The following is a 23,126-nucleotide window of genomic DNA, read 5'->3' as shown; positions in this document are numbered from 1 at the left end:
TTAGTTATAAAGACTGGGTTCGCCTGCGGGGCGATGCTTAAAGCGCTTATGTACCCAATAGTACTCTGCCGGTCTTTCGCGAACAAGATCCTCGATATAGCGATTGAGTCGAGCCGTATCTTGCTCTACATCATCACTAGGAAAATTGGGTAACGGTTCGCTAATGTTGCAGGTATAGCCCTTACGGTCTGGATTGAGGGTGGTAGTCATGAGACATACTTCCGCACCACTTAATTTTGCCAAACGGGAGACTGAAGTGATCGTATTGGTTTGAATGCCAAAGAATGGGACAAAGACTGAGTCACGAGGACCAAGATCAATATCAGGGGCAATAAAAATAAAATTACCCGTCTGAATCTCGCGAATCAAATCACGTAGACGACTTTGTCTTTCAATAGACTTGCCACCAAAGCGATTGCGCCAATCGATCATCTTTTGATTGAAGAATGGATTTTTCATGTTTTGATATAGGCCTGCCCCTCTGGGCCAGTCATGTTCAGCGGCTAATACTGACAGAGCCATGAAGCCTCCCTCTAATCCCACAAAGTGTGGATTGATGAGTAGGCGAGGCTTACGATCTCCAAGGGTGATGGCCGACCGAATGGTGACAATGTCAGTGATTTGCCTGCCACTACCGAGCCAAATGCGACTGCGTTCAATGACACTGCGCCCAAATAATTTCCAGTGTTCTAGTGCTAAAGCGTCAATTTCTTTTTCACTCAAATTGGGAAAACACAGCCGCAGGTTGGTTTTGACTACCCGAGCGCGTTCATTTGGTATGTGGGCAGCCAACCAACCTAAGCCATAACCAATATAAATTGTTAGGCTGTAAGGTAAGAATGCAAATAAGCGCAGCAGTTTGAGCGCTAGAAAATTAAACAGGTTTTGAAGCCAAGTCATTTTCGATTAATTATAAATTTACCAATTCATTACTTGGCGGTAATTCAGCGCCAGTCGGATGTTTGTAGCGGTTGTACGCCCAGATAAATTGTTCTGGAGCCTTTAGGATTGCGTTTTCGATAGCGACATTCAGTTCTACGGCTGCGACTGTTGGATCATCGGAGAGTGGTGTAAGTCTGCTTGCCTGCATCAGCCAGCCCTTACCTAGACCTTTGCGTTTTGCAGTAAACATCACCACGGGCGTGTTATTCCGGCTCGCTAAACGGGCTGGCAGTGGCGTTGTATAAGCGGGGCGCCCAAAGAAGGGTACCCAAACACCTTCCCCGCCACTAGGTACCTGATCGGGCAGAATACCGATGGCTTCACCGCGAGTCAGTGCCCGCGTCATCTGCCGGACGCCATTGAGGTTGGTGGGTACAAAGTGCATATTGGGATAGGCGCGCCCCTCTTCAACCACCTCATTGAGCCATGTTTGGCGAGAAGGTCGATATAGGATGGTGGCCGGGAAATGTTGTGCCAGCACACGAGGAATGATTTCAAAGCCGCCCAGATGGGGTGTGAGCATGACTAAGCCGTGCCCTTCGTTAATGGCTTCTTCGACTAAGTCCCAGTTTTGTACTTCCGCTAATTTGAGGGCTTTTTGCGGATTACGCCAAATCCACAGGCTATCTGAAAACAGCATTCCAGATGCGCGAACGGCAGCCCATAAATGATTTGGCAGTTTGTATTTTGAAATGACAGCCTCATATTGAGGCTTAAAAAGTTCGCGATATGGTTTTGAGCCCAAAAAAGCTAATAGTCCTAAAAAGGACCCAATCAGCTGTACTAATGCCAAAGGAAGCGCTGCAATCGCATTGAGTGTTGTTAGAAGAAGAAATTTACGCACTTAGCAATGATATTCAATGCTGGCGATATGGCCAAATTTACTGAGCGTATTGCAAGATTTGGCGTTTTTCAGATAGAATTGATTTATCGCTGAGTTAAGACAACTTGCAGAGCGATTCAAAAATTCTGCTAAAGCGTCGCCGTTGTGGTTCCTGGCACGTCGAGTTGTCCAATTGATAGTGTTAATTTTTAAAGGAATGCAGCAATGGCAAATGATTACTTCTTTACCTCAGAATCGGTTTCTGAAGGTCACCCCGATAAAGTAGCGGACCAAATTTCTGATTCGATCTTAGATGCCATCTTGGCGCAAGATCCGACTGCACGGGTTGCGGCTGAAACTCTCTGTAACACTGGTTTAGTGGTTTTGGCTGGTGAAATTACAACCAACGCAAACGTGGATTACATTCAAGTAGCCCGTAATACCTTGCGTGAAATTGGTTACGACAACACTGATTACGGTATCGACTACAAGGGCTGTGCTGTGTTGGTTGCCTATGACAAACAAAGTCCTGATATTGCTCAAGGTGTTGATAAGGCGCACGACGACGGTCTAGATCAAGGTGCTGGCGACCAGGGTTTGATGTTTGGTTACGCCTGTGATGAAACTGCAGAACTCATGCCGCTACCCATTCATTTGTCTCACCGTTTGGTAGAGCGTCAGTCTCAACTGCGTCGCGATGGCCGTTTGAACTGGTTGCGTCCTGATGCAAAGTCACAAGTGACCTTGCGTTACGTTGATGGGAAGCCTGATTCAATCGACACCGTCGTTTTATCTACTCAGCATGATGAAGATATCTCCCTTGAGAAATTGCGCGAAGCTGTCATCGAAGAAATCATCAAACCCGTACTGCCAAAGCATTTAATTAAAGGCGCCATTAATTTCTTAGTGAACCCAACAGGCCGCTTTGTGATTGGTGGGCCGCAAGGCGATTGCGGTTTAACAGGCCGCAAGATTATTGTAGATACCTACGGCGGTGCAGCTCCCCACGGTGGTGGCGCCTTCTCCGGGAAGGATCCATCTAAAGTGGACCGCTCAGCTGCCTATGCTGGTCGTTATGTTGCAAAGAATGTGGTGGCCGCAGGTTTGGCAAGTAAGTGCTTAATTCAGATTTCGTATGCGATTGGTGTTGCTAAACCCACTTCAGTGATGGTGAGCACCTTTGGCACTGGCAAGATCTCTGATGAGAAAATTGCACAACTCGTTTCTGAGCACTTTGACTTACGTCCAAAAGGCATCGTCAAGATGCTGAACCTCTTGCGTCCGATATATCGCAAAACAGCAGCGTATGGTCACTTTGGTCGTGAAGAGCCAGAATTTAGCTGGGAGCAATGCGATAAAGCACCTGCATTACGTGCTGCAGCAGGGCTATAAGTAGTAAATAACTAGTATTGAAGCCAAAGATGGCGAAATTGATTACAATTTCGCCATACCTTCAAGGAGCGCTGCAAGGAATGCTGAGAACCAGTATTGCCTCAGGCTTGAGGGGAGTAAATTTTGGGCACACCCCAATTTGCTAATTGCAACTGCGCTCGCTAACCCATGATTCAATGGCTAGCGAGTACCCACTCCAGCATTGAATCGTATTTAGCTGGAGCATTCATGAATACCGTTTCTGATTTCAACTTACAAGACTTTGTCGCAACGCGTTGCGCAATTGCTGATATTTCTTTGGCAGACTTTGGCCGTAAAGAAATTGCGATTGCCGAAACCGAGATGCCAGGCTTGATCGCTATTCGCGATGAGTTTGCAGCACAGCAGCCATTGCGCGGTGCGCGTATTACCGGTTCATTACACATGACCATTCAAACGGCTGTGTTGATTGAGACATTGGAAGCACTCGGTGCCGAGGTGCAATGGGCCTCTTGCAATATTTTCTCTACACAAGATCACGCCGCTGCTGCAATTGCAGCGAACGGTACACCTGTGTTTGCAATTAAGGGCGAAACCCTTGAGCAGTATTGGGATTACACCCACCGTATTTTTGAGTGGGCAGATGGCGGCTTTACCAATATGATTTTGGATGACGGCGGCGATGCTACTTTGTTGTTGCATCTGGGCGCACGTGCTGAGAAAGATCAGGCCTGCATTGGTCATCCGACAAGCGAAGAAGAAACTATTTTGTTTGCAGCTATTAAAAAGAAATTAGCGCAAGACCCTACTTGGTATTCAACTCGCCTGGAAAAGGTAAAGGGCGTTACTGAAGAAACCACTACTGGTGTACATCGTCTCTATCAGATGTTTGCTAAAGGTGAGTTGAAGTTCCCAGCAATCAATGTGAATGACTCAGTCACTAAGAGCAAATTCGACAATCTTTATGGTTGCCGTGAGTCTTTGGTTGATGCGATCAAGCGCGCTACTGATGTGATGGTTGCCGGTAAGGTGGCTGTGGTTTGTGGCTATGGCGATGTAGGTAAAGGTTCTGCGCAAGCCTTACGTGCCTTATCTGCACAAGTGTGGGTAACTGAAGTTGATCCAATTTGCGCATTGCAAGCTGCAATGGAAGGTTATCGCGTTGTCACTATGGATTACGCTGCTGATAAAGCCGACATCTTCGTTTCGGCAACTGGTAACTACCATGTGATCACGCATGACCATATGGTGAAGATGAAGAATCAAGCGATTGTTTGTAACATCGGTCACTTTGATAATGAGATTGATGTTGCCGGAATTGAAAAATACAAGTGGGAAGAAATCAAGCCACAAGTTGACCATGTCATTTTCCCGGCCGCCAATGGTCAGCCTGAAAAGCGCATCATCATTTTGGCTAAAGGTCGTTTGGTTAATCTTGGTTGCGGTACGGGCCACCCTTCCTATGTAATGAGCTCTTCTTTTGCAAATCAAGTGATTGCTCAGATTGAGTTGTGGAATGCGGTTGGAACCAATAAGTACCCGATTGGCGTTTACACCTTGCCTAAGCATTTGGATGAGAAAGTTGCACGCTTACAGTTGAAGACTCTGAATGCCGAGTTGACAGTGTTATCGGATCAGCAAGCCTCTTACATTGGCGTTACCAAGGAAGGCCCGTACAAGGCTGACCACTACCGTTATTAATCTGTAGATATAAAGTATATAGGCCCAAAATCATGGAATTAAGCGTTGAATTCTTTCCTCCTAAAACACCTGAAGGGGAGAGCAAGCTACACATGGTGCGTGAGCGTTTAAGTGAAACACTCAAGCCTGCATTCTATTCCGTGACTTTTGGTGCCGGTGGCTCGACACAATCAGGTACTTTAAAAGTAGTAAGTGATATCCATGCGGCAGGGGCTGCTGTAGCGCCTCATTTATCGTGTGTGGGTAGTTCACGTGACAGCGTGCGCGAGATGCTTAACCAATACCAAGCGCTTGGCGTAAAACGCATTGTTGCTTTGCGGGGCGATTTACCCTCTGGCATGGGTCAGTACGGTGAATTTCATCATGCCAATGAATTAGTTGAATTTATTCGTACCGAGACTGGCGATTGGTTTCACATTGATGTTGCTGCCTATCCCGAAACGCATCCACAAGCAAAATCACCGGCAAGTGACATTGATTTCTTTGTACAAAAAATGAAAGCCGGTGCAGACTCAGCGGTAACCCAGTATTTTTACAACAGCGACGCTTACTTTCGCTTTGTAGATGAGGCTTATGATTTGGGTGTTACCCAGCCTGTAATCGCTGGCATTATGCCGATTACCAATAGTACGCAATTATTACGTTTCTCTGATGCCTGTGGCGCTGAAATCCCTCGCTGGATTCGTTTGCGTTTGCAGTCGTATGGTGATGATATTGCTTCGATTCGTGCATTTGGTGAGGAAGTGGTTACCGACCTATGTGACCAGTTATTGACCGCTGGCGCTCCTGGATTGCATTTCTATTCTCTGAATCAAGCAGATGCTGTTTTAGCGATTACGGATAATCTCAATCTAGCGCAATCAAAATAGTAAACCGGACTCAGTAATGAGGGCATCCAAGGGTTCATCATGTGCCTGAGCAGCCCATTGGCTGTCAGTTAGTTTTTGCCAATGAAAACCAATGCCAACACATAGCAGTTTTGGGTTGGCATGACGTAATTGTGCAAGCGTGCGATCAAAGTAACCCCCGCCATAGCCAAGACGCCAATAATGTTGTTTACCTTCAAGCTGGGATGCATTCCAGCCTACGCAGGGTAGCAAGATGCAGTCAGGCACCATTTGGGGACGCTCGATATTTCCTGGATTAGGTTCTAGAACGCCATGCTTGCTTGGGCTTAATGTATCCCCCTCTTTCCATAGATAAAACTCAAGATGTTTATCTGGGCGTGCAAAAGGTAGCAGTAAGCTCCGCTTGGCATCCTGATTGGCCCAAGCCAGTAAGGCCGGGCGTAGATCGATTTCATCCTGAATGGGGCAATACAAGGCAACTGACCTCAGCAAAACATCATTGATGGCCAGGAAATTCTGAAGGGAAGTAATGAGACCCTCTTTTGCTTGGGGGAATACGGACTCTGCCGCAAATGCTTTGCGCTGACTAATCAAGCTTTGGCGAAGAGTTTTTAACGAATTGCCGTGCATATCGACCATTATCAGGCGAAAATTAAAGAATATAGTAGCTCAGCGAGCTTGGTAAAGACACATGGGGTTTGATGGTGAAAAAGAAGTTGCTTGTAAGCGCAAAAAAAGGCAAGGCAATCGCAGGGGCATTCCTCTTGGGAATTCTTCTGGCATCCCCTATGGCTCACGCTGATAAAACAAAAAAGAGCGGTTCTAACAATATTAGCAAGGTAATGGCCAACGATTTAACTGATAGCGATCGTATTTTTATCGATTTACGCGAGGCAGCCAAAAAGAATGATGTCGCTAAAACGCAGCAATTGGCGGCAAGTCTGACCAATTACCCCTACGATGATTATGTGGCTTACTTTCGCATTAAGCCCCAGTTGTTTGATAGCGCTGGTGGCGCGCGTGCTGATAGTTCTGCAGATTCTCAGGTGAATGCATTTCTCACTCAATATCAAGGCAGTGCTTTAGCTGATCGGATGCGTAATGATTGGCTATTGGTTTTGGGCAAACGAAAAGATTGGGCTAATTTTGATGCTCAATATGCCAAATTTGTATTAGATGATGACACCCAAGTGAAGTGCTACGCCTTGCAATCCAGATTGGCGCAAGGTGAAAATCCTGCAAAAGTAGGGCTTGATGTGCGTGCAGTTTTAATTGATCCCCGCTATTTCGGGCAGGCCTGTCAAGAGTTAGTACCAGCCTTAGTAGGGTTTGGTGGCATGAGTGCAAGTGAAGCAAAGGCAATTGGGCGCGCTGCTAATGAAATGGGTTTTGATACGATGTCCCGCCGCTTAGGTGGCGATGATCCAATCGCAGATATTGTTAAGGCAGCCAAAACCGATCCTGCAAAAGCGTATAAAGACTTTGCTCAGGTGGCTTCTCGTTACAGTAAAGAGAATCAAGCAGTTGCTTGGGGTGTTATTGGGCAGTTTTTAGGAAAAAAACTCGACTCAAACGCAGCCGATGCTTACCGCATGCAACAAGAATTAGGCTATAACGAACTACTCTCCGCTGAAACGCAGGAGTGGAAAGTGCGCGCTGGACTGCGCGCCAAAGATTGGAGCTTGGTAAAGAGTGCAATTGAGGGTATGAACCCAGCTGTACGCAATCGCGATCCAGCCTGGGTGTATTGGTATGCGCGCGCATTAAAGGCGGATGGTCAAGATGCCAAGGCGCGAGAAAACTATGAATTAATTTCTGACCAATTTAATTTCTACGGCCAATTAGCGCGTGAAGAATTGGGTAGGCCAAATCATGCGCCTCCACGTACTAAAGTATCCGAGCCAGAAATAGAAGCAATGACTAATCGCAAGGGTTTTATTAGAGCCGAGCGTTTATACGCAATGAATTTGCGCTTTGAGGGCAATCGGGAGTGGAATTGGGAGTTGCGTAATATGAGCGACAAACAATTATTGGCTGCCGCAGAATATGCCAAGCGAATCAACTTATATGACCGTGTTGTCAATACAGCCGATCGTACCAAGCAAGAGCATGACTTTAGTTTGCGCTATCCCACCCCTTATCGTGATGAGCTTTCTCCGATTGCCAGGCAAATTGATTTGAATTTGGCTTGGGCTTATGGATTAATACGTCAAGAATCGCGCTTCATTATGAATGCCGCATCTTCCGTTGGTGCTTCTGGTTTGATGCAGGTGATGCCCAACACTGCAAAATATGTAGCCAAGAAAATTGGGATGACCTCCTATACCAATGACCAGTTGAGCAACACCAATACCAACCTCACCTTAGGTAGTAATTACTTGAATATGGTATTGATGGATTTGGATGGATCCTGGGTTTTGGCTTCAGCAGCATACAACGCAGGTCCTGGACGCTCTAAACAATGGCGTGAGAAATTAACAACGCCAACAGAAGGCGCCATCTTTGCTGAAACGATTCCATTTAATGAGACGCGTACCTATGTCAAGAATGTCTTGGCAAACTCAACTTACTACACGACAGTCATTCAGGGGCAAACACCTTCACTAAAACAACGGCTGGGAGTAATTAGCCCTAAAGCTGCTAATTCTTCTGATTTACCTTAAGACATTGGGGTTTTATGAGATACGACATTCTTTTAATTGGTGGCAATGGGTTTGTAGGGCGAACACTTGCAGCGCGCCTGCAAAGGGAGGGTTATTCTGTTTTAATTCCGACCCGTCACCCTGCTAGTGCACGTGACTTCCGTATTCTTCCTGCAGTGCATATTGAAGATGCCGATGTAAATGACTTTGATGAATTGCAAAGCCTTTGTGCTTGCATCAAGCCTACTGGTGCTGTAATTAATTTAGTCGGCGTGTTACACGATAAACCTGCGACACCCTATGGCAAAGTGTTTAAGGCTGCGCATGTTGATTTGCCAAAAAATATTATTACTGCAATGCAGTTGCATGGCTTAAAGCGTTATTTGCATATGAGTGCTCTGGGTGCCGATAGTCAGGGCTTATCGATGTATCAGCGCAGTAAAGGCGACGGTGAGGCTGCAGTGAAGGCTAGTAATTTAGATTGGACTATTTTTCGCCCATCCGTTATTTTTGGCGAGCAAGATGAATTCATTAATCTGTTTGCTAAGTTAACCAAATTATTTCCAGCCTTACCTTTAGCGCATAGTGATGCACAGTTTCAGCCCGTCAGTGTCGATGATGTTGCGGGCGCATTTACTGCATCATTGAAAATGCCAAGAGCTACTCACCAATCTTATGATCTGGTTGGAGCGACAGTGCTGACGATGAAAGAAATTGTTCAATTGGCGGCGCGTAAATCTAAATCCTCTTGTATTGTTATTCCGGCGCCTGATTTAGTGGGTTATTTACAAGCCCTGGCTTTTGAGTATTTGCCAATCAAGACGCTCATGTCCCGTGACAATATTGCATCTATGCAAACACCCAATATTTTGCCTCCAGGCGGCCAAGATGCACTGATGGATGTATTTGGCATCAGTCGTCGAGCTATCGAGGATTTGGTGTAATGAAAATCTACGCGGTAGGCGGAGCCATTCGCGATACCCAAATGGGTTTACCGATGCATGACATTGATTATGTGGTGGTTGGCTCCAGCGTAGAGGAGATGTTGGCGAAAGGTTTTCGACCGGTCGGAAAAGATTTCCCGGTATTTTTGCACCCCCAAACACAAGCTGAATATGCTTTGGCCCGTACGGAGCGCAAAACAGGCTTAGGCTATAAAGGTTTTCTCTTTCATGCCGATCCCTCGGTGACACTAGAGCAAGATTTAGAGCGGCGTGATTTGACGATGAATGCTATGGCTCAAGAAGTGTCAGAGAGTGGTGCATTGGTAGGTCCAATTATTGACCCTTTTAATGGCCAAAGAGATTTGGTGGCGAAAGTATTTCGGCATGTATCAGATGCTTTTGCAGAAGACCCTTTACGCCTACTGCGAATTGCTCGTTTTGCAGCGCGTTTTCCGCAATTTACGGTAGCCCCTGAAACGCTCGAAGCACTCAAGGCGATTGTTCAATCGGGTGAACTCAATTCATTGTCTCCTGAGCGAATCTGGCAAGAATTGGCCAGAGGCTTGATTGCGGATAAGCCGATGCGAATGTTTCAAGTCTTGTTGGATACGGCTGCTGCGCAAACTATTTTGCCCGCAAGCTTGGTAGCTCAATTAGTACAAGAGCCCGCGAGAGAAATCATGGGTGCGCATTTACATGCAAGTGCGGCAGTATTAGAGCAGCGTTGTGCAGTGGCTTTGATGAACTTGCCCGCTACTGAAATACGGTCTTGGGCGGAGTGCATTCGAATGCCAATAGAGGTGCGCGACTTTAGTGAAATCTTTAGTGAATTAATTCAATTTCTGAAGATGAGCTTAGGTGGTGTATTTCAAGCAATCGATGTGCTTGCTTGGTTCAATCGCGCTGATGTTTGGCGTAAGCCTGAGCGTGGCAACAAGTTATTGCAGCTAGCTCGCAAACTTGGTTTTAAGGTGGACAGCTTGATTCTTGCTATGCAACAAGCACAACTGCTTAATGCACCTGAAATTATTGCCACCATTCCCCTTGAAGACAAACTGAATGGTGAGCGCATTCGGAGTGCAGTTGAGGCGGCACGCTTAGCCACCATCACCTCTGCGCTGAATCTAAATAATTAAAACCAGGCTGGTTTACAGCCTATTTCTGCCGCGAAGTCCAGGTAGATCCTCAAGAGAATATCCCGGTAGTAACGTATGCAGATTCTTTGAGAAGGCAAACGCCTTAAATAGTTCACCCATCTCGGCTTCCGATAGTAGTTTTTGTAAGGCATTAGAGATAGGTAGAAAGACTTCAGGGTTGCTCGGGTCTGCACTCTCTAGGGCAATTTCACCGATACCAGCATCAAGTAAATATGCTGCTTGGTTAGTGAGGTACACGTCATCTGCATTTTCATCCAATGCATTGCGGGCAATTTGAGACCACTCGACGTGTGTCGTGATGTCGCATAGGCCAGGAAGATAAAACGGATCTTGAATCGCATGATGGCGATGGTGCGCCATTAGTGTGCCCTCAATGCGTTGTGGGTGGTAATACTCGCTCTCCGGAAAGCCATAATCAAATGTCAGAAATAAGCCCATATCCAGTTGCTTTGCAATCTGACGAAGCCAACTATTTGCTTGAAGATGCAGCTCGCTGACATAGCCTTCTGAATAGCTATCAACTCGTAGTGGCTCGGGTAAAAGATCTTGAGGGACTGGCGCACCGGTTTGCCAGGTAAGTTGACCTTCATGAAGGCAAACGTTCTGCCAATGCCAAAATCCATCTTGATAAACAATAGCATCGCAAGGAATAGCATCGATCACCTCATTAGCAATCATGACGCCCTTAAATTGCTCGGGTAAAGCGCTGAGCCACTGACATTCGGTTGTTAGGCCTAATTCTGCTGAGATACTCCCCAGCCTTTTTTGTTGTCTTTGCGTTAAGTCCGGTGAAATCTCAATAATTTGGTAGCGATCCAAAGCAAAGCCCAGATCGTGCAAGCGCTTCAGAATAGATTGGGCTAACTTACCAGTGCCTGCACCAAACTCCAGAATCTGGGCGGGTAAGCCTTTGGCTTTGAGGGCCTCCAAAACGGGCAATAAGGTTGAGACGATGGCTGCGCCAAATAGTGGGCTTAATTCAGGGGCGGTAGTGAAATCACCTCCAATGCCTAATTTATGAGCACCAGCGCTGTAATAACCCATTCCAGGCTCGTAAAGTGCCATCTCCATATAGCGAGAAAAGGGCATTTGCCCACTTCCAGAGGCTATTTCAGTCGCCATTTTTTGATATAGAAGGGCGGTATGCTCCGTTTCGAGGCTGCTCAAGGTAATATCCATAGCTCGTTAGTCTAAGAGAATTTTGGTGAACTTGAGTTCAATATCCCCTTCACAGCAAAATAAAGCGGTATTGGTGACCGGCGCTGCTAAGCGTTTAGGTAAGGCCATTGCCCTTGAGTTTGCTCGTCAAGGATGGGACGTTGCGGTTCATTATGGGCGTTCTGAGTCTGAGGCTATGGCCACAGTAACTGAAATACAAGCCCTGGGCAGAAGGGCCAAAGCATTTCGGGCTGAGTTATCCCAGGAAGAAGATGTTCGGGCCCTATTTATAGCGGTGAGCCATGAATTTACTAATCTGTCTTGTTTGGTGAATAACGCTTCTATTTTTGAATTTGATCGCGCTAACTCTGAAGTGCCATTAAGTGGTGCAAGCCTACAAGAGCACATGCAGGTTAATGTGACTGCTCCGATTCTTTTATCTCAGCTCATGTTTGCATTGCAAAAGACAATCAAGGCAAAGCAAGCTGGCACAGAATCAGCTCAAAGCGTACTGCCTGCAGTCATTCAGCTGTTAGATCAAAAATTGATTAATCCAAATCCTGATTATTTATCCTATACCTTATCAAAAAGTGCGCTGCTTGCTTCTGTGGAGTTATTGGCAATGGATTTCGCACCATGGCTACGTGTTGTTGGTTTAGCCCCAGGGATTTCTTTGCCATCGGGCGATCAAACGCAGTCAGGATTTACGAGTGCGCATCAGATGACGCCACTTGGAAAGTCCTCTACCCCAAATGATATTGCTAGAGCAGCAGTTTTTTTAGCAGAATCGAATGCCATCACTGGAACCACCTTATATGTTGATGGTGGGCAGCACTTGCTGCCATCTGACCGTGATGTCATGTTTAAAACGAATTGATTTACAAATAATTATTTAGGCCACTATTTATGCATGCCATTCTTTCTCATCCCGCTTTAGTGGATTGCCGCCGCTTATTTTTGCGCGATTATGAAATCTATATCAACATTGGCGTTCATGACTTCGAAAAAAAGGCTGAACAGCGCGTCATTTTGAATGTCGATTTATATATACCCTTAAAAGAAAATACACCCACACAAGATTTATTGGACGAAGTAGTTGATTATGACTTCATGCGCGAAACTATTAAGGCACGGGCTATGCAGGGCCATATTCATTTACAAGAAACCTTCTGTGATGAGATTGTTGCGGCAATGTTGATGCACCCAAAAGTATTGGCAGCCCGCGTGAGTACTGCAAAACCAGATGTGTACCCCGACTGCCATTCTGTTGGTGTTGAAGTATTTCGGATGAAACAAAATTAAACAAAAGAATATATTGAGCTGATGGGTGATATTCGTAAAGTTGTTTTCGAAGAAAACAAGCTAGAAAAAAAGTTATGCCGTCTGGTGGGTCAAGCCATTGGTGATTTTGGCATGATCGAAGACGGCGATAAAGTCATGGTCTGTCTGTCGGGAGGGAAAGATAGTTATGCCATGCTTGATATCTTGCTCAAGCTGCGGGAGCGTGCGCCGATTCATTTTGAAATCGTTGCTGTTAACTTGGATCAAAAGCAGCCGGATTTCCCAGAAGAAATTTTGCCAAACTATTTAAAAAGTTTAGGCGTAGATTTTCATATTGAAGAGCAAGATACTTACAGTATTGTGAAACGCGTTATTCCTGAGGGAAAAACGACTTGTGGTTTATGTTCCCGCTTGCGCCGTGGAATTTTGTATCGCGTTGCCGATGAGCTGGGTGCTACTAAGATTGCTTTGGGACATCATCGCGATGACATCTTAGAAACACTCATGCTCAATATGTTTTATGCAGGGAAGTTAAAGGGCATGCCTCCTAAGTTACGCTCTGATGATGGCAAGCATATTGTGATTCGACCTTTGGCTTATGTGCCAGAAAAGCTATTAGAGCGTTATGCAGTTGATATGAATTTCCCTATCATTCCGTGTAATTTATGCGGCAGTCAGCCAAACTTACAGCGTGGCGCTATGAAGCAAATGCTGCGGGACTGGGAGAGGCAATTTCCGGGGCGCGTTGAAAATCTTTTTCGCTCAATGCACCACATCGTGCCATCCCATTTGATGGACGGCGAAGCATTTGATTTTAAGAATTTAGAGGTCGCAACCCAATTGGGCGGTATTGCTGCCCGATCCGGCGGAGATAAGGCAATTGATGAGACCGAGCTCGATGAATTGGCTTGCGGCACGGTTATCCCTGGGATTTATAATCAATCTTTATGAATATTGTCATTTTGGCGGCAGGGCAAGGCAAGCGGATGAAATCCGCGCTGCCTAAAGTACTTCAAACACTTGCTGGTAAGCCTTTGCTTGCACATGTATTGGGCACGGCTTTAGCGCTTCAAGGGAAGCAGGCTGCAAGAGGCCCGATTGTGGTTGTAGGACATGGCTCAGCAGATGTTAAAACCTTTTTAACTAAAGCAGCCCAAGCTGATGCTAGTGTCTCTAAGGTCAGCACGGTATTGCAGGCGGAACAAAAGGGTACCGGCCATGCGCTATTGCAGGCACTCTCCAAGTTAGATGTGCAAGAGCCTACTTTAGTGCTTTATGGCGATGTGCCGCTAACCACTAAAAAAACTTTGTCAAAACTAGTGCAGTTGGCTGATGGTGTGCGTGGTCAAGAATCTGCTCTCGCATTGTTAACACAAAATTTGAATAACCCAACAGGCTATGGTCGTATTGTGCGTGATGCGGATGGATCCGTTGTGCAAATTGTGGAAGAAAAAGATGCCACGCCAGCGCAAAAAGCGATTGCTGAAATCAATACCGGCATTATGGTGTTGCCAACTGGCTCGTTGAAGAAATGGTTAAAGTCCTTGCGTGCCAGTAATGCCCAAGGTGAGTACTATTTAACTGATGTGATTGCCATGGCAGTGAAAGATGGTGTTCCTATTCGAACAGCACAGGCAGATTTTGAATATGAAACTGTAGGCGTGAATAGTCGTGATCAACTCGCTTCCCTTGAGCGAGTCCACCAACAAAGTTTAGCCAATCACCTGTTAGATGCTGGCGTATCGCTGGCTGATCCTGCGCGTATTGATATTCGTGGCAGCTTGGTATGTGGCACTGATGTCTTTATTGACGTAGGTTGCGTCTTTGAGGGTGATGTCAGTTTAGCGGCTGGTACTCAGATCGGTCCATATTGCATTATTCGTAACAGCACACTTGCAGAAAATGTGCAGATACATGCATTTAGTCATTTAGATGGTGCTCGAGTGGGCAGTCACTCAATTATTGGTCCCTATGCACGCTTGCGTCCCGGTGCAGATTTAGCAAATGATGTGCACATCGGAAACTTTGTTGAAGTAAAAAATAGCAAGATTGCTGCCAATAGCAAGGCTAATCACTTAGCCTATGTAGGTGATTCCATTGTGGGCTCTAGAGTAAATATTGGGGCCGGGACAATCACTTGTAATTACGATGGTGTTAATAAACATCAAACCATTATTGAAGACGATGTATTTATTGGGTCGGATACTCAGTTGGTTGCACCGGTACGTGTTGGACGCGGTGCAACTTTAGGGGCAGGCACAACACTGACTAAAGACGCCCCGCCGAATCAACTGACTGTTTCTAGAGCAAAACAAATTTCTTTACAGTGGCAACGCCCTGTGAAGCAAGAGAAAAAATCCGTTAGCAAAAAACCAGCGGCAAAAAAAAGTGCCTCAAAATCCACAAAGGGTAAAAAATAATGTGCGGTATTGTTGGAGGTGTATCACGTCAGAATATTGTGGACGTCCTGATTGAAGGACTACGTCGCCTTGAATATCGCGGTTACGATTCTTGTGGATTTGCAGTAATCAATGGTGATGATAACAAGCACCCTATTAAACGTGCGCGTACGACCGCGCGTGTTTCTGAATTGGCTGAGCAGGGTAAAGATTTTCATGGCACCCTGGGAATTGCCCATACCCGCTGGGCTACGCACGGTAAACCCGATACTGAAAATGCCCACCCTCACATCTCAAATGAATTGATTGCGGTAGTGCATAACGGCATCATTGAAAATTACGAAGTGTTACGCACACAATTGAAGTCTGTGGGGTATCTATTTACTTCCGAGACAGATACAGAAGTGATTGCGCATTTGATTCATCAAGAATATGTAGCACAAGGTAAAAAAGATCTTTTCGCATCGGTTAGAGCGGTATTGCCTCGGTTGCATGGTGCTTACGCTATTGGTGTGATTGCACAGGACTGTCCAGATATTTTGGTGGGTGCTAGAGTGGGTTCGCCGCTCGTTGTGGCGCTTGGAGAGGGCGAGAATTTCCTGGCTTCGGATGCACTTGCATTAGCAGGTAGAGCCCACTCCATGCTTTATCTAGAGGAGGGTGATGTTGCTGCTCTTCAGGCTGAAGGTATACAGATCATTGATGCAGCAGGTAATGCTGTACAGCGTCAGCATAAGCCGATGCCAGCACAGGCCGACTCCGTTGATTTGGGTCCCTATCAGCATTACATGCAAAAAGAAATCTTTGAGCAACCCAGGGCGATTGGTGATACCTTGGCTAATATTGCAGGATTTGGCCCCGAGCTTTTTCATGCGGATCCAGAAGAGTGGAAAAAATTTGAGCAGATATTGATTCTTGCTTGCGGGACTAGTTATTACTCTGCTTGCGTAGCCAAGTATTGGATTGAAGATCTTGCTGGCATTCCTACGCAAGTCGAAATTGCAAGTGAGTATCGTTATCGCACTACTGTGCCCAATCCGAAAACCTTGGTTGTGGTGGTTTCGCAATCGGGTGAGACGGCGGATACTTTGGCTGCATTACGGCATGCACAAAGCTTGGGCCATCAATTTACTTTGGCAGTATGTAATGTTGCTAGCAGTGCAATGGTGCGTGAAACCAAATGGCAATTTTTAACAAAAGCAGGAGCCGAGATTGGGGTTGCCTCTACCAAGGCTTTTACCACTCAGTTAGTGGCCCTTTATCTTTTAGCGGTGTCACTTGCTAAACGTGCGGGAAAAATTTCTCCAGAAAAAGAAAAGCAATTGTTGGCTGAGTTACGCCACTTGCCAAAAGCCTTGCACGCCGTCTTAGCGCTGGAGCCTCAAATCATTGCATGGAGTGCAGCATTCTCTCAATGTGAGAATGCCTTATTTCTTGGTCGCGGTATGCACTATCCGATTGCGCTCGAGGGTGCCCTCAAACTAAAAGAAATCTCTTATATTCATGCTGAGGCTTACCCTGCTGGGGAGCTCAAGCACGGACCATTGGCATTGGTTACGGATAAGATGCCCGTTGTCACGGTTGCCCCCAAGGATGAATTGCTCGAGAAGCTCAAATCCAATATGCAGGAAGTAAAAGCACGTGGTGGCAAGTTGTATGTATTTGCAGATCAAGATACTGAAATCACTAGCAGTGAAGGCATTCAAGTCATTCGCTTGCCTGAGCACTATGGGAATCTATCCCCCATATTGCATGTCGTGCCGCTGCAATTACTCGCGTACCACACTGCCTGTGCTTTAGGTACCGATGTCGACAAGCCAAGAAACTTGGCAAAAAGTGTCACCGTCGAGTAGGGTTAATTTGTAGTTTGACTTCCATCTCAGTGTGTAAACAAATTTAATTAGATAAATCAGGACCTTACAAAACGAAGTCGCAAAACTGTGTTCAAATATCTGCTGTAGAAAGAGGGTATTGAAACACTTCATGTTTTTTTTAAAGAGCTTCCCTAGATTGCATTTGCTTCTGCCCTTAATGGCGGCGGCATTGAGTGCGTGCGCAGTTGGCCCAGACTTTAAACAGCCAGATGTGCCTAAAGTGGTGGGATTTACTAAAACACCCGTTTCTGAAAAATTAGCTACCGTGCCAGATGTCCCTGGAGGCACACCGCAAGAGTTTGTGAAGGACGCTGATATTTCGGCGCAGTGGTGGGAGCTTTACAAGTCACCCCAATTAAATGCCCTCATTAAAAAAGCTCTGCAGCAGAATCCAACCCTAGGTGCTGCTGATGCTGCACTGCGCTCTGCTCAAGAAAACGTCAATGCACAAATTGGCGGTCAATACTTTCCTGCCGTAGGATTGAGGGCAAACGGTAGTCGCCAACAAACACCCAATGCTGCTTTTGGCCTGCCCGGGAATGGGAGCAATATTTATAACTTATATAACACTACGGTTAACGTGAGCTATAAGTTAGACGTGTTTGGTGGTGCACGCCGCACAGTTGAGAGCGCTCGAGCTCAAGCTGAGTACCAACAATTTCAGTTAGAAGCGGCGTACTTATCTCTCACCTCGAATATAGTTGCCTCAGCCATTCGTGAGGCAGCGCTTGAGGCGCAATTGAAGGCTACAGATGAAATTTTGAAGGCTCAAGAAAACTTGGCTGAGCTTACTGAGCAGCAATTGCAAATAGGAACCGTGTCTAAGGTTGACGTCACTTCGCAACAAGCATTAGTAGCTAACACGCAAGGTGATTTAATTGGCTACGAGAAAAATCTATCAATTACGCGCAATCAATTGGCAATTTATACCGGGGAGCTTCCTGGTAATGCAGACATTGCGGCATTCAATCTAAGCACCCTCAATTTACCGAGTAAGCTGCCACTCTCTTTGCCATCGAATTTAGTGCGTCAGCGACCTGACATTCGGGCTGCTGAAGCCCAGCTTAAATCCACTAATGCACTAGTGGGTGTGGCGACTGCTAATTTATTACCGCAGGTGAATTTAACAGCTGCCATGGGTTCTGAGGCTTTGACAACGGGCGCACTTTTTGGCCCGGGTGCAGCGCTGTGGAGTGTTGGTGGCGGGCTCTTCCAACCCCTGTTCCAGGGCGGCCAACTGCAGGCACAACGTCGCGGTGCAATGGCTAATTATGATCAGGCGGTATATCAATACCAGGCCACAGTATTAAATGCGTTTAAAGAAGTGGCTGATGCTTTGCGTGCCTTAGATACGGGCGCAAGGTCATTGAAGGCCGCCTCCAATGCAGAGCGTTATGCCTATGAAACATTGGACTTGGTGCAGCAGCAATATAAGTTGGGGACCCAAAGCTACCTAGCAGTTTTGTATTACCAAAGCCAGTACCAGCAAGCCAAAATTAAATCGATTCAAGCACAAGCAACCCGCTTCTCAGATACAGCGGCTCTCTTTGCCGCATTGGGAGGTGGTTGGTGGAATCGTGAAGCTCCAGCGTTCCAAGCGCATAGCGAAAGTAATTCTTTAAGTAATGCCGATCTCACTAACGGATTAAGTAAGAACTCAAATGACACTCCTCGAGAAAATTAATTCCACCCTGGTTGCGGTGTGGCTAAAGATAAAAGCAGTTTTTGGCTATCTTGGACAGAAGATGCGTTTACGTGCATGGTTTAAAACAACTCGGGCCTATGCAAAATTACAGGAGATGAATCCCCTGCGTCGTCGCATGATCATCATGCTCTGCTGTGTCTGTTTGTTGCTTGGCCTTATTTTTGGTTTCAACCAGTTTAAGAGCTACATGATTAAGAAATTTATCTCGGGGGCCGGCTTACCTCCAGCAACTGTGTCGACGATGGATATTACTTCTACCCTATGGCAGCCTAATTTAACTAGCGTGGCAAATGTACGCGCTTTCAGGGGGGTTGAATTAAGTACTGAGCTTGGTGGTTTGGTGCAAACAGTGGCGGTGAAATCAGGTCAAGATGTGCAAGAAGGAGACCTCTTGATTAAATTAAATGATGCGTCTGATGTTGCCCAGCTACATTCTTTAAGGGCTTTGGCTGATTTAGCGAAAGTGATTAATGAGCGAGATCGTCAGCAATTAGCAATTCAAGCGATTAGCAAGAATGTCTATGACACCAGCAAAGCAGATGCCCAGTCTAAGCAAGCACAAGTGGAACAGCAAGCTGCCTTAGTCGCTAAAAAGACTTTAAAGGCGCCTTTTAGTGGGCGCGTTGGTATTGTGACTATCAATCCAGGTCAATATGTCAATCCTGGCGATAAGTTGATGACCCTGCAAACACTAGATCCTATTTTTCTAGATTTCACACTGCCACAAAGCAATGCCGAGCAAATTGCAGTTGGGCAAGACATTATCGTGACGACCGATGCATTTAAGGATGCTACCTTCACTGGCAAGATCACAGCAGTTAGTCCAAAGGTGGATACCAATACTCGTAATATTCAGATTGAAGCCCAATTGGCCAATCCGGATAAGAAAATTTTGCCCGGGATGTTTGCAAACGTAAATATCAAAGTCGGCCAAGAAACCAAGTTATTGACTCTCCCCCAGACAGCGGTGACCTATAACCCATATGGCTCTACGGTATTTATTGCGAAAGCAACGGATAAGAAAGATAAAGAAGGTAAGCCTGTATTAGAAGCTCAACAAGTATTTGTAACCACTGGTTCTACCCGGGGTGATCAGGTTGCTATTTTGAAGGGCTTGCAAGAGGGCGACACGGTAGTGACCAGTGGACAGCTTAAATTAAAAAATGGTACCCCTTTAATTATTAACAATACCGTATTGCCCGCTAACTCTCCTAATCCAAAGCCACAGGAATAAGTCCCCAATGAAATGGACCGACCTATTTATTCGTAAGCCAGTGTTATCACTGGTTGTGAGCGCGCTGGTATTGGTGTTTGGCTTGAAGGCGATTGGCTCCTTGCCAATCAATCAATATCCGCAAACTCAGAACGCAGTAGTGACGATAACAACCGCCTATTACGGCGCTGATCCAGAAACGATTGCAGGCTTTATTACTCAACCACTGGAGGCTTCAGTTTCTCAAGCGCAGGGGATTGATTACCTTTCTTCTACAAGCGTGAGTGGCGTCTCAACTATTGTTGCAACGCTCAAGTTGAACTACGATTCAAATGCGGCCTTAACGCAAATTCAGACACAAATTAGTGCTGTCAAGAATCAACTTCCAGTGCAAGCCCAACAGCCAATCTTGACGGTACAAATGGGTCAGTCTACTGATGCCATGTACATGGGCTTTGATAGTGAGAACTTGCCCAGTAATGCAATTACCGATTACTTACTCCGTGTTGTAAAGCCTAAGCTTGATTCAGTTGAGGGCGTGCAGAATGCTGAAATTATTGGCGGCAGAAAATTTGCTTTACGAGCTTGGCTAGATCGTGAAAAGATGGCTGGATTAGGCATTGCGGCTGATGATGTATATAACGCAATGGCTGCTAACAACTACATTTCTGCCGTTGGAAGTACCAAAGGAGACATGGTTGCCGTCGACTTGGTTGCGGGTACCGATCTACACACATTAGAAGAATTCCGTAAGCTCATTGTGAAGCAAGATGGCATCAACATTGTTCATTTGGAGCAAGTCGCTAGTGTGAGTCTGGGTTCAGAGGACTACAACACCAATGTCGCTTTTAGTGGCAAGCAATCTGTTTTTATAGGTATTAAGGTAGCGCCGCAGGCTAACTTATTAGATGTTGCTGAGCGAGTCCGCAAGGTGATACCAGATATTCAGAGGCAACTCCCAGTTGGCATGACTGGCAAAGTGGTTTATGACTCCACTCAATTTATCACTAGCTCGATTAGTGAAGTCATTCATACCCTACTCGAAGCACTATTGATTGTGACGGTGGTGATTTACCTTTTCTTGGGTAGCTATCGTGCAGTTGCAGTGCCTGTCATTGCTATGCCCCTCTCATTGATTGGCACTTTCTTTTTAATGCAGATGCTGGGCTACTCGATTAATTTGCTGACCCTGTTGGCTTTGGTGCTTGCCATTGGATTAGTCGTAGACGATGCCATTATTGTGGTGGAGAACGTTGACCGCCATATGAAAGAGGGGAAGTCACCCCTAGAAGCCTCTTTGATTGCCGCTCGTGAATTAGGCGGCCCAATCTTAGCGATGACGGTAGTGCTTATTGCGGTGTACATACCTATTGGTTTCCAGGGCGGCTTAACAGGCGCTTTGTTTACTGAGTTTGCTTTTACATTAGCCAGTGCTGTTGCTGTTTCAGGCTTAATTGCGCTAACGCTCTCCCCAATGATGTGCTCCCGTATTTTTACTGAAGCTCAAGAGGCGTCTCCTTTTGTACAAAAGATTGATCACATCTTTGACAGAGTCCATCATAGTTATCAGGCCACTTTACGTAACCTATTGAGCACCTGGCAAGTCATTATTGTGATGGGTGTATTGCTTTTGGGCGGTGTTGCTTATCTCTATGCAACTGCGCGCGCTGAACTTGCTCCAACAGAAGATCAAGGCATTGTGTTGATGCAAGCTTCTGGGCCACCGAATAGTACCGTCAACCAGATGCAAATGTATGCCGATCAGATTTATCAAATTGCGGCTGCTGAACCTGAGTATCAGCAAATTTTCCAAATCACCAGCCCTACTACCAGCTTCGGCGGTGTGATTCTCAAGGACTGGGGTGAGCGTAAGCGTGGCGCCACTTCGTTCCAGCAGGATATGCAGAATAAGTGGAATTCGATTGCTGGCGCTAGGGTGGCGGCATTTCAATTTCCTGCTTTACCTGGCGCACAAGGCTTACCAGTGCAAGTGGTTATTAATAGTACGGAGTCTTATGAATTACTCAATGAAGTAGCGCAGCAGGTATTGGATAAAGCGCGCCGCAGCGGCAATTTCTTTTTTGTCGATTCAGATTTAAAGATTGATAAACCGCAAGATGTCTTGGTAATTGATCGTGACAAAGTTGCAGCGCTCGGTATGACCCAGCAACAAGTGGGTGCCGCACTTACCAATGCATTGGGTGGTGGCTACGTTAATTATTTTGCCGTTGCAGGTAGGTCTTATCGCGTGATTCCACAAGTAAAACAGGTGGATCGATTAAATCCCGATCAAATCTTGGACTATTACATTCGTACGCCGAGTGGTGTGATGATTCAGGCGCGCACTTTTGCCACGATTAAGCAAAAAGTAGTTCCAGAGTCGATTAATCACTTTCAGCAATTGAATTCAGCAACGATTTCTGGGGTGAGTACGCCATTTATTTCGCAGGCGGATTTGTTGGAGTTTATGCGCCAGACCTTAAAAGAAGTTGCGCCAAGCGGTTACACCATGGACTATGCAGGACCTTCCCGCCAGTTCATGGCAGAGTCAGGCGGATTTTTAGTAACCATGTTCTTTGCGATTCTGATCGTGTTCTTGGTACTCGCAGCTCAATTTGAAAGTTTCCGTGATCCGATTGTGATTTTGGTATCAGTACCACTGGCATTGTTTGGTGCTCTGATCTTTATCAATCTGGGATTCACCACCTTAAACGTGTATACGCAGGTAGGTCTGGTCACGTTAATGGGTTTAATTAGTAAGCACGGAATTTTGATTGTCGAATTTGCAAATGAATTACAACTCGCAGGGCGCAGTAAGTTAGATGCAATTATTGAGGCAAGCAGTGTTCGTCTCAGACCCATCCTAATGACAACTGCTGCAATGGTATTGGGCGTATTGCCCTTGGTCGTCGCCTCTGGGGCGGGTGCAGCAGGGCGTCAGTCAATGGGTATCGTGATCTTTACCGGTTTATCTATTGGTACTCTATTTACTTTATTCGTGGTGCCTGCAATGTATCTATTTATTGGCGCCGATCACCACGCTAGGAAATTTACGCAAGAGTAAGAAA

General features: G+C 46.0%; 18 protein-coding genes and 1 riboswitch. Of the genes, 14 read left to right on the top strand and 4 right to left on the bottom strand.

Annotation, left to right across the window (positions count from 1 at the left end; all coding sequences use genetic code 11):
• Together BOQ04_RS08995 and BOQ04_RS08990 are read right to left on the bottom strand one after the other, a co-directional pair.
• The gene (locus BOQ04_RS08995; RefSeq protein ID WP_076024409.1) at window positions 1–900 is read right to left on the bottom strand and encodes an LpxL/LpxP family acyltransferase; all 900 of its coding nucleotides are present in this window, start codon (window positions 898–900) and stop codon (window positions 1–3) included.
• Window positions 901–910: 10 nt separating this feature from the next.
• Entirely contained in the window at window positions 911–1,786 is an 876-nt protein-coding gene (locus tag BOQ04_RS08990; RefSeq protein ID WP_076024408.1) for a lysophospholipid acyltransferase family protein, read from the bottom strand.
• Window positions 1,787–1,990: 204 nt separating this feature from the next.
• Between BOQ04_RS08990 and metK the strand changes: the two genes are divergently transcribed.
• The 3 genes from metK to metF all read left to right on the top strand — a co-directional run bounded on the left by metK (window position 1,991) and on the right by metF (window position 5,706).
• Window positions 1,991–3,157, top strand: a complete 1,167-nt coding sequence (metK, locus tag BOQ04_RS08985; protein WP_076024407.1) for a methionine adenosyltransferase — start codon at window positions 1,991–1,993, stop codon at window positions 3,155–3,157.
• Between the two features lie 57 nt (window positions 3,158–3,214).
• A riboswitch (S-adenosyl-L-homocysteine riboswitch) is annotated at window positions 3,215–3,324 on the top strand.
• 61 nt (window positions 3,325–3,385) lie between these two features.
• Window positions 3,386–4,837, top strand: a complete 1,452-nt coding sequence (ahcY, locus tag BOQ04_RS08980) for an adenosylhomocysteinase (protein ID WP_076024663.1) — start codon at window positions 3,386–3,388, stop codon at window positions 4,835–4,837.
• Between the two features lie 32 nt (window positions 4,838–4,869).
• The gene (gene metF / locus BOQ04_RS08975; protein ID WP_076024406.1) at window positions 4,870–5,706 is read left to right on the top strand and encodes a methylenetetrahydrofolate reductase [NAD(P)H]; all 837 of its coding nucleotides are present in this window, start codon (window positions 4,870–4,872) and stop codon (window positions 5,704–5,706) included.
• Here metF and BOQ04_RS08970 read toward each other — a convergent pair.
• Complete coding sequence (locus tag BOQ04_RS08970; RefSeq protein ID WP_233126753.1) at window positions 5,698–6,315, bottom strand: 5-formyltetrahydrofolate cyclo-ligase; 618 nt, start codon at window positions 6,313–6,315, stop codon at window positions 5,698–5,700. The genes metF and BOQ04_RS08970 overlap by 9 nt on opposite strands.
• A gap of 71 nt (window positions 6,316–6,386) precedes the next feature.
• Here BOQ04_RS08970 and BOQ04_RS08965 point away from each other — a divergent pair, with 71 nt between their 5' ends.
• Genes BOQ04_RS08965 through BOQ04_RS11030 form a run of 3 tightly spaced genes read left to right on the top strand, consistent with a single transcriptional unit; the run spans window position 6,387 to window position 10,407 of the window.
• Window positions 6,387–8,348, top strand: coding sequence for a lytic transglycosylase domain-containing protein (locus tag BOQ04_RS08965; protein ID WP_076024404.1), 1,962 nt, complete (start codon window positions 6,387–6,389; stop codon window positions 8,346–8,348).
• Window positions 8,349–8,362: 14 nt separating this feature from the next.
• The gene (locus BOQ04_RS08960) at window positions 8,363–9,271 is read left to right on the top strand and encodes a complex I NDUFA9 subunit family protein (RefSeq protein WP_076024403.1); all 909 of its coding nucleotides are present in this window, start codon (window positions 8,363–8,365) and stop codon (window positions 9,269–9,271) included.
• On the top strand, window positions 9,271–10,407 hold the full coding sequence (locus tag BOQ04_RS11030; protein ID WP_076024402.1) for a tRNA nucleotidyltransferase/poly(A) polymerase-related protein: 1,137 nt from the start codon (window positions 9,271–9,273) through the stop codon (window positions 10,405–10,407). Before BOQ04_RS08960 ends, BOQ04_RS11030 begins: the two co-directional genes overlap by 1 nt.
• A 12-nt stretch (window positions 10,408–10,419) precedes the next feature.
• Here BOQ04_RS11030 and BOQ04_RS08950 read toward each other — a convergent pair whose 3' ends face one another.
• Window positions 10,420–11,595, bottom strand: a complete 1,176-nt coding sequence (locus tag BOQ04_RS08950) for a class I SAM-dependent methyltransferase (protein WP_233126751.1) — start codon at window positions 11,593–11,595, stop codon at window positions 10,420–10,422.
• Between the two features lie 37 nt (window positions 11,596–11,632).
• Between BOQ04_RS08950 and BOQ04_RS08945 the strand changes: the two genes are divergently transcribed.
• The 8 genes from BOQ04_RS08945 (at window position 11,633) to BOQ04_RS08910 (ending at window position 23,122) form a co-directional block, all read left to right on the top strand.
• A complete protein-coding gene (locus BOQ04_RS08945) occupies window positions 11,633–12,463 on the top strand; it encodes an SDR family oxidoreductase (RefSeq protein ID WP_076024400.1) in 831 nt (276 codons plus the stop codon).
• A 29-nt stretch (window positions 12,464–12,492) separates the two neighbouring features.
• A complete protein-coding gene (locus BOQ04_RS08940) occupies window positions 12,493–12,888 on the top strand; it encodes a dihydroneopterin aldolase (RefSeq protein ID WP_076024399.1) in 396 nt (131 codons plus the stop codon).
• A 21-nt stretch (window positions 12,889–12,909) separates the two neighbouring features.
• Entirely contained in the window at window positions 12,910–13,818 is a 909-nt protein-coding gene (ttcA, locus tag BOQ04_RS08935) for a tRNA 2-thiocytidine(32) synthetase TtcA (protein WP_076024398.1), read from the top strand.
• Window positions 13,815–15,287 (top strand): bifunctional UDP-N-acetylglucosamine diphosphorylase/glucosamine-1-phosphate N-acetyltransferase GlmU, encoded by a 1,473-nt coding sequence (gene glmU, locus BOQ04_RS08930; RefSeq protein ID WP_076024397.1) that lies wholly within the window; start codon window positions 13,815–13,817, stop codon window positions 15,285–15,287. The genes ttcA and glmU overlap by 4 nt, the downstream gene beginning before the upstream one ends.
• Window positions 15,287–17,119 carry a glutamine--fructose-6-phosphate transaminase (isomerizing) gene (glmS, locus tag BOQ04_RS08925; RefSeq protein ID WP_076024396.1) on the top strand — a complete coding sequence of 611 codons (1,833 nt, stop codon included), beginning with the start codon at window positions 15,287–15,289 and terminating at the stop codon, window positions 17,117–17,119. Before glmU ends, glmS begins: the two co-directional genes overlap by 1 nt.
• A gap of 130 nt (window positions 17,120–17,249) precedes the next feature.
• A complete protein-coding gene (locus BOQ04_RS08920) occupies window positions 17,250–18,824 on the top strand; it encodes an efflux transporter outer membrane subunit (RefSeq protein WP_076024395.1) in 1,575 nt (524 codons plus the stop codon).
• A gap of 115 nt (window positions 18,825–18,939) precedes the next feature.
• Entirely contained in the window at window positions 18,940–20,079 is a 1,140-nt protein-coding gene (locus BOQ04_RS08915; RefSeq protein ID WP_076024662.1) for an efflux RND transporter periplasmic adaptor subunit, read from the top strand.
• Between the two features lie 7 nt (window positions 20,080–20,086).
• A complete protein-coding gene (locus BOQ04_RS08910) occupies window positions 20,087–23,122 on the top strand; it encodes an efflux RND transporter permease subunit (RefSeq protein WP_076024394.1) in 3,036 nt (1,011 codons plus the stop codon).
• Window positions 23,123–23,126 lie beyond the last annotated feature (4 nt).

This window comes from Polynucleobacter sphagniphilus (assembly GCF_001953355.1).
GTDB classification, from domain to species: Bacteria; Pseudomonadota; Gammaproteobacteria; order Burkholderiales; family Burkholderiaceae; genus Polynucleobacter; species Polynucleobacter sphagniphilus.
Note: the sequence above shows the minus strand (reverse complement) of the source record. Positions and strands in the feature narration are given on the sequence as shown.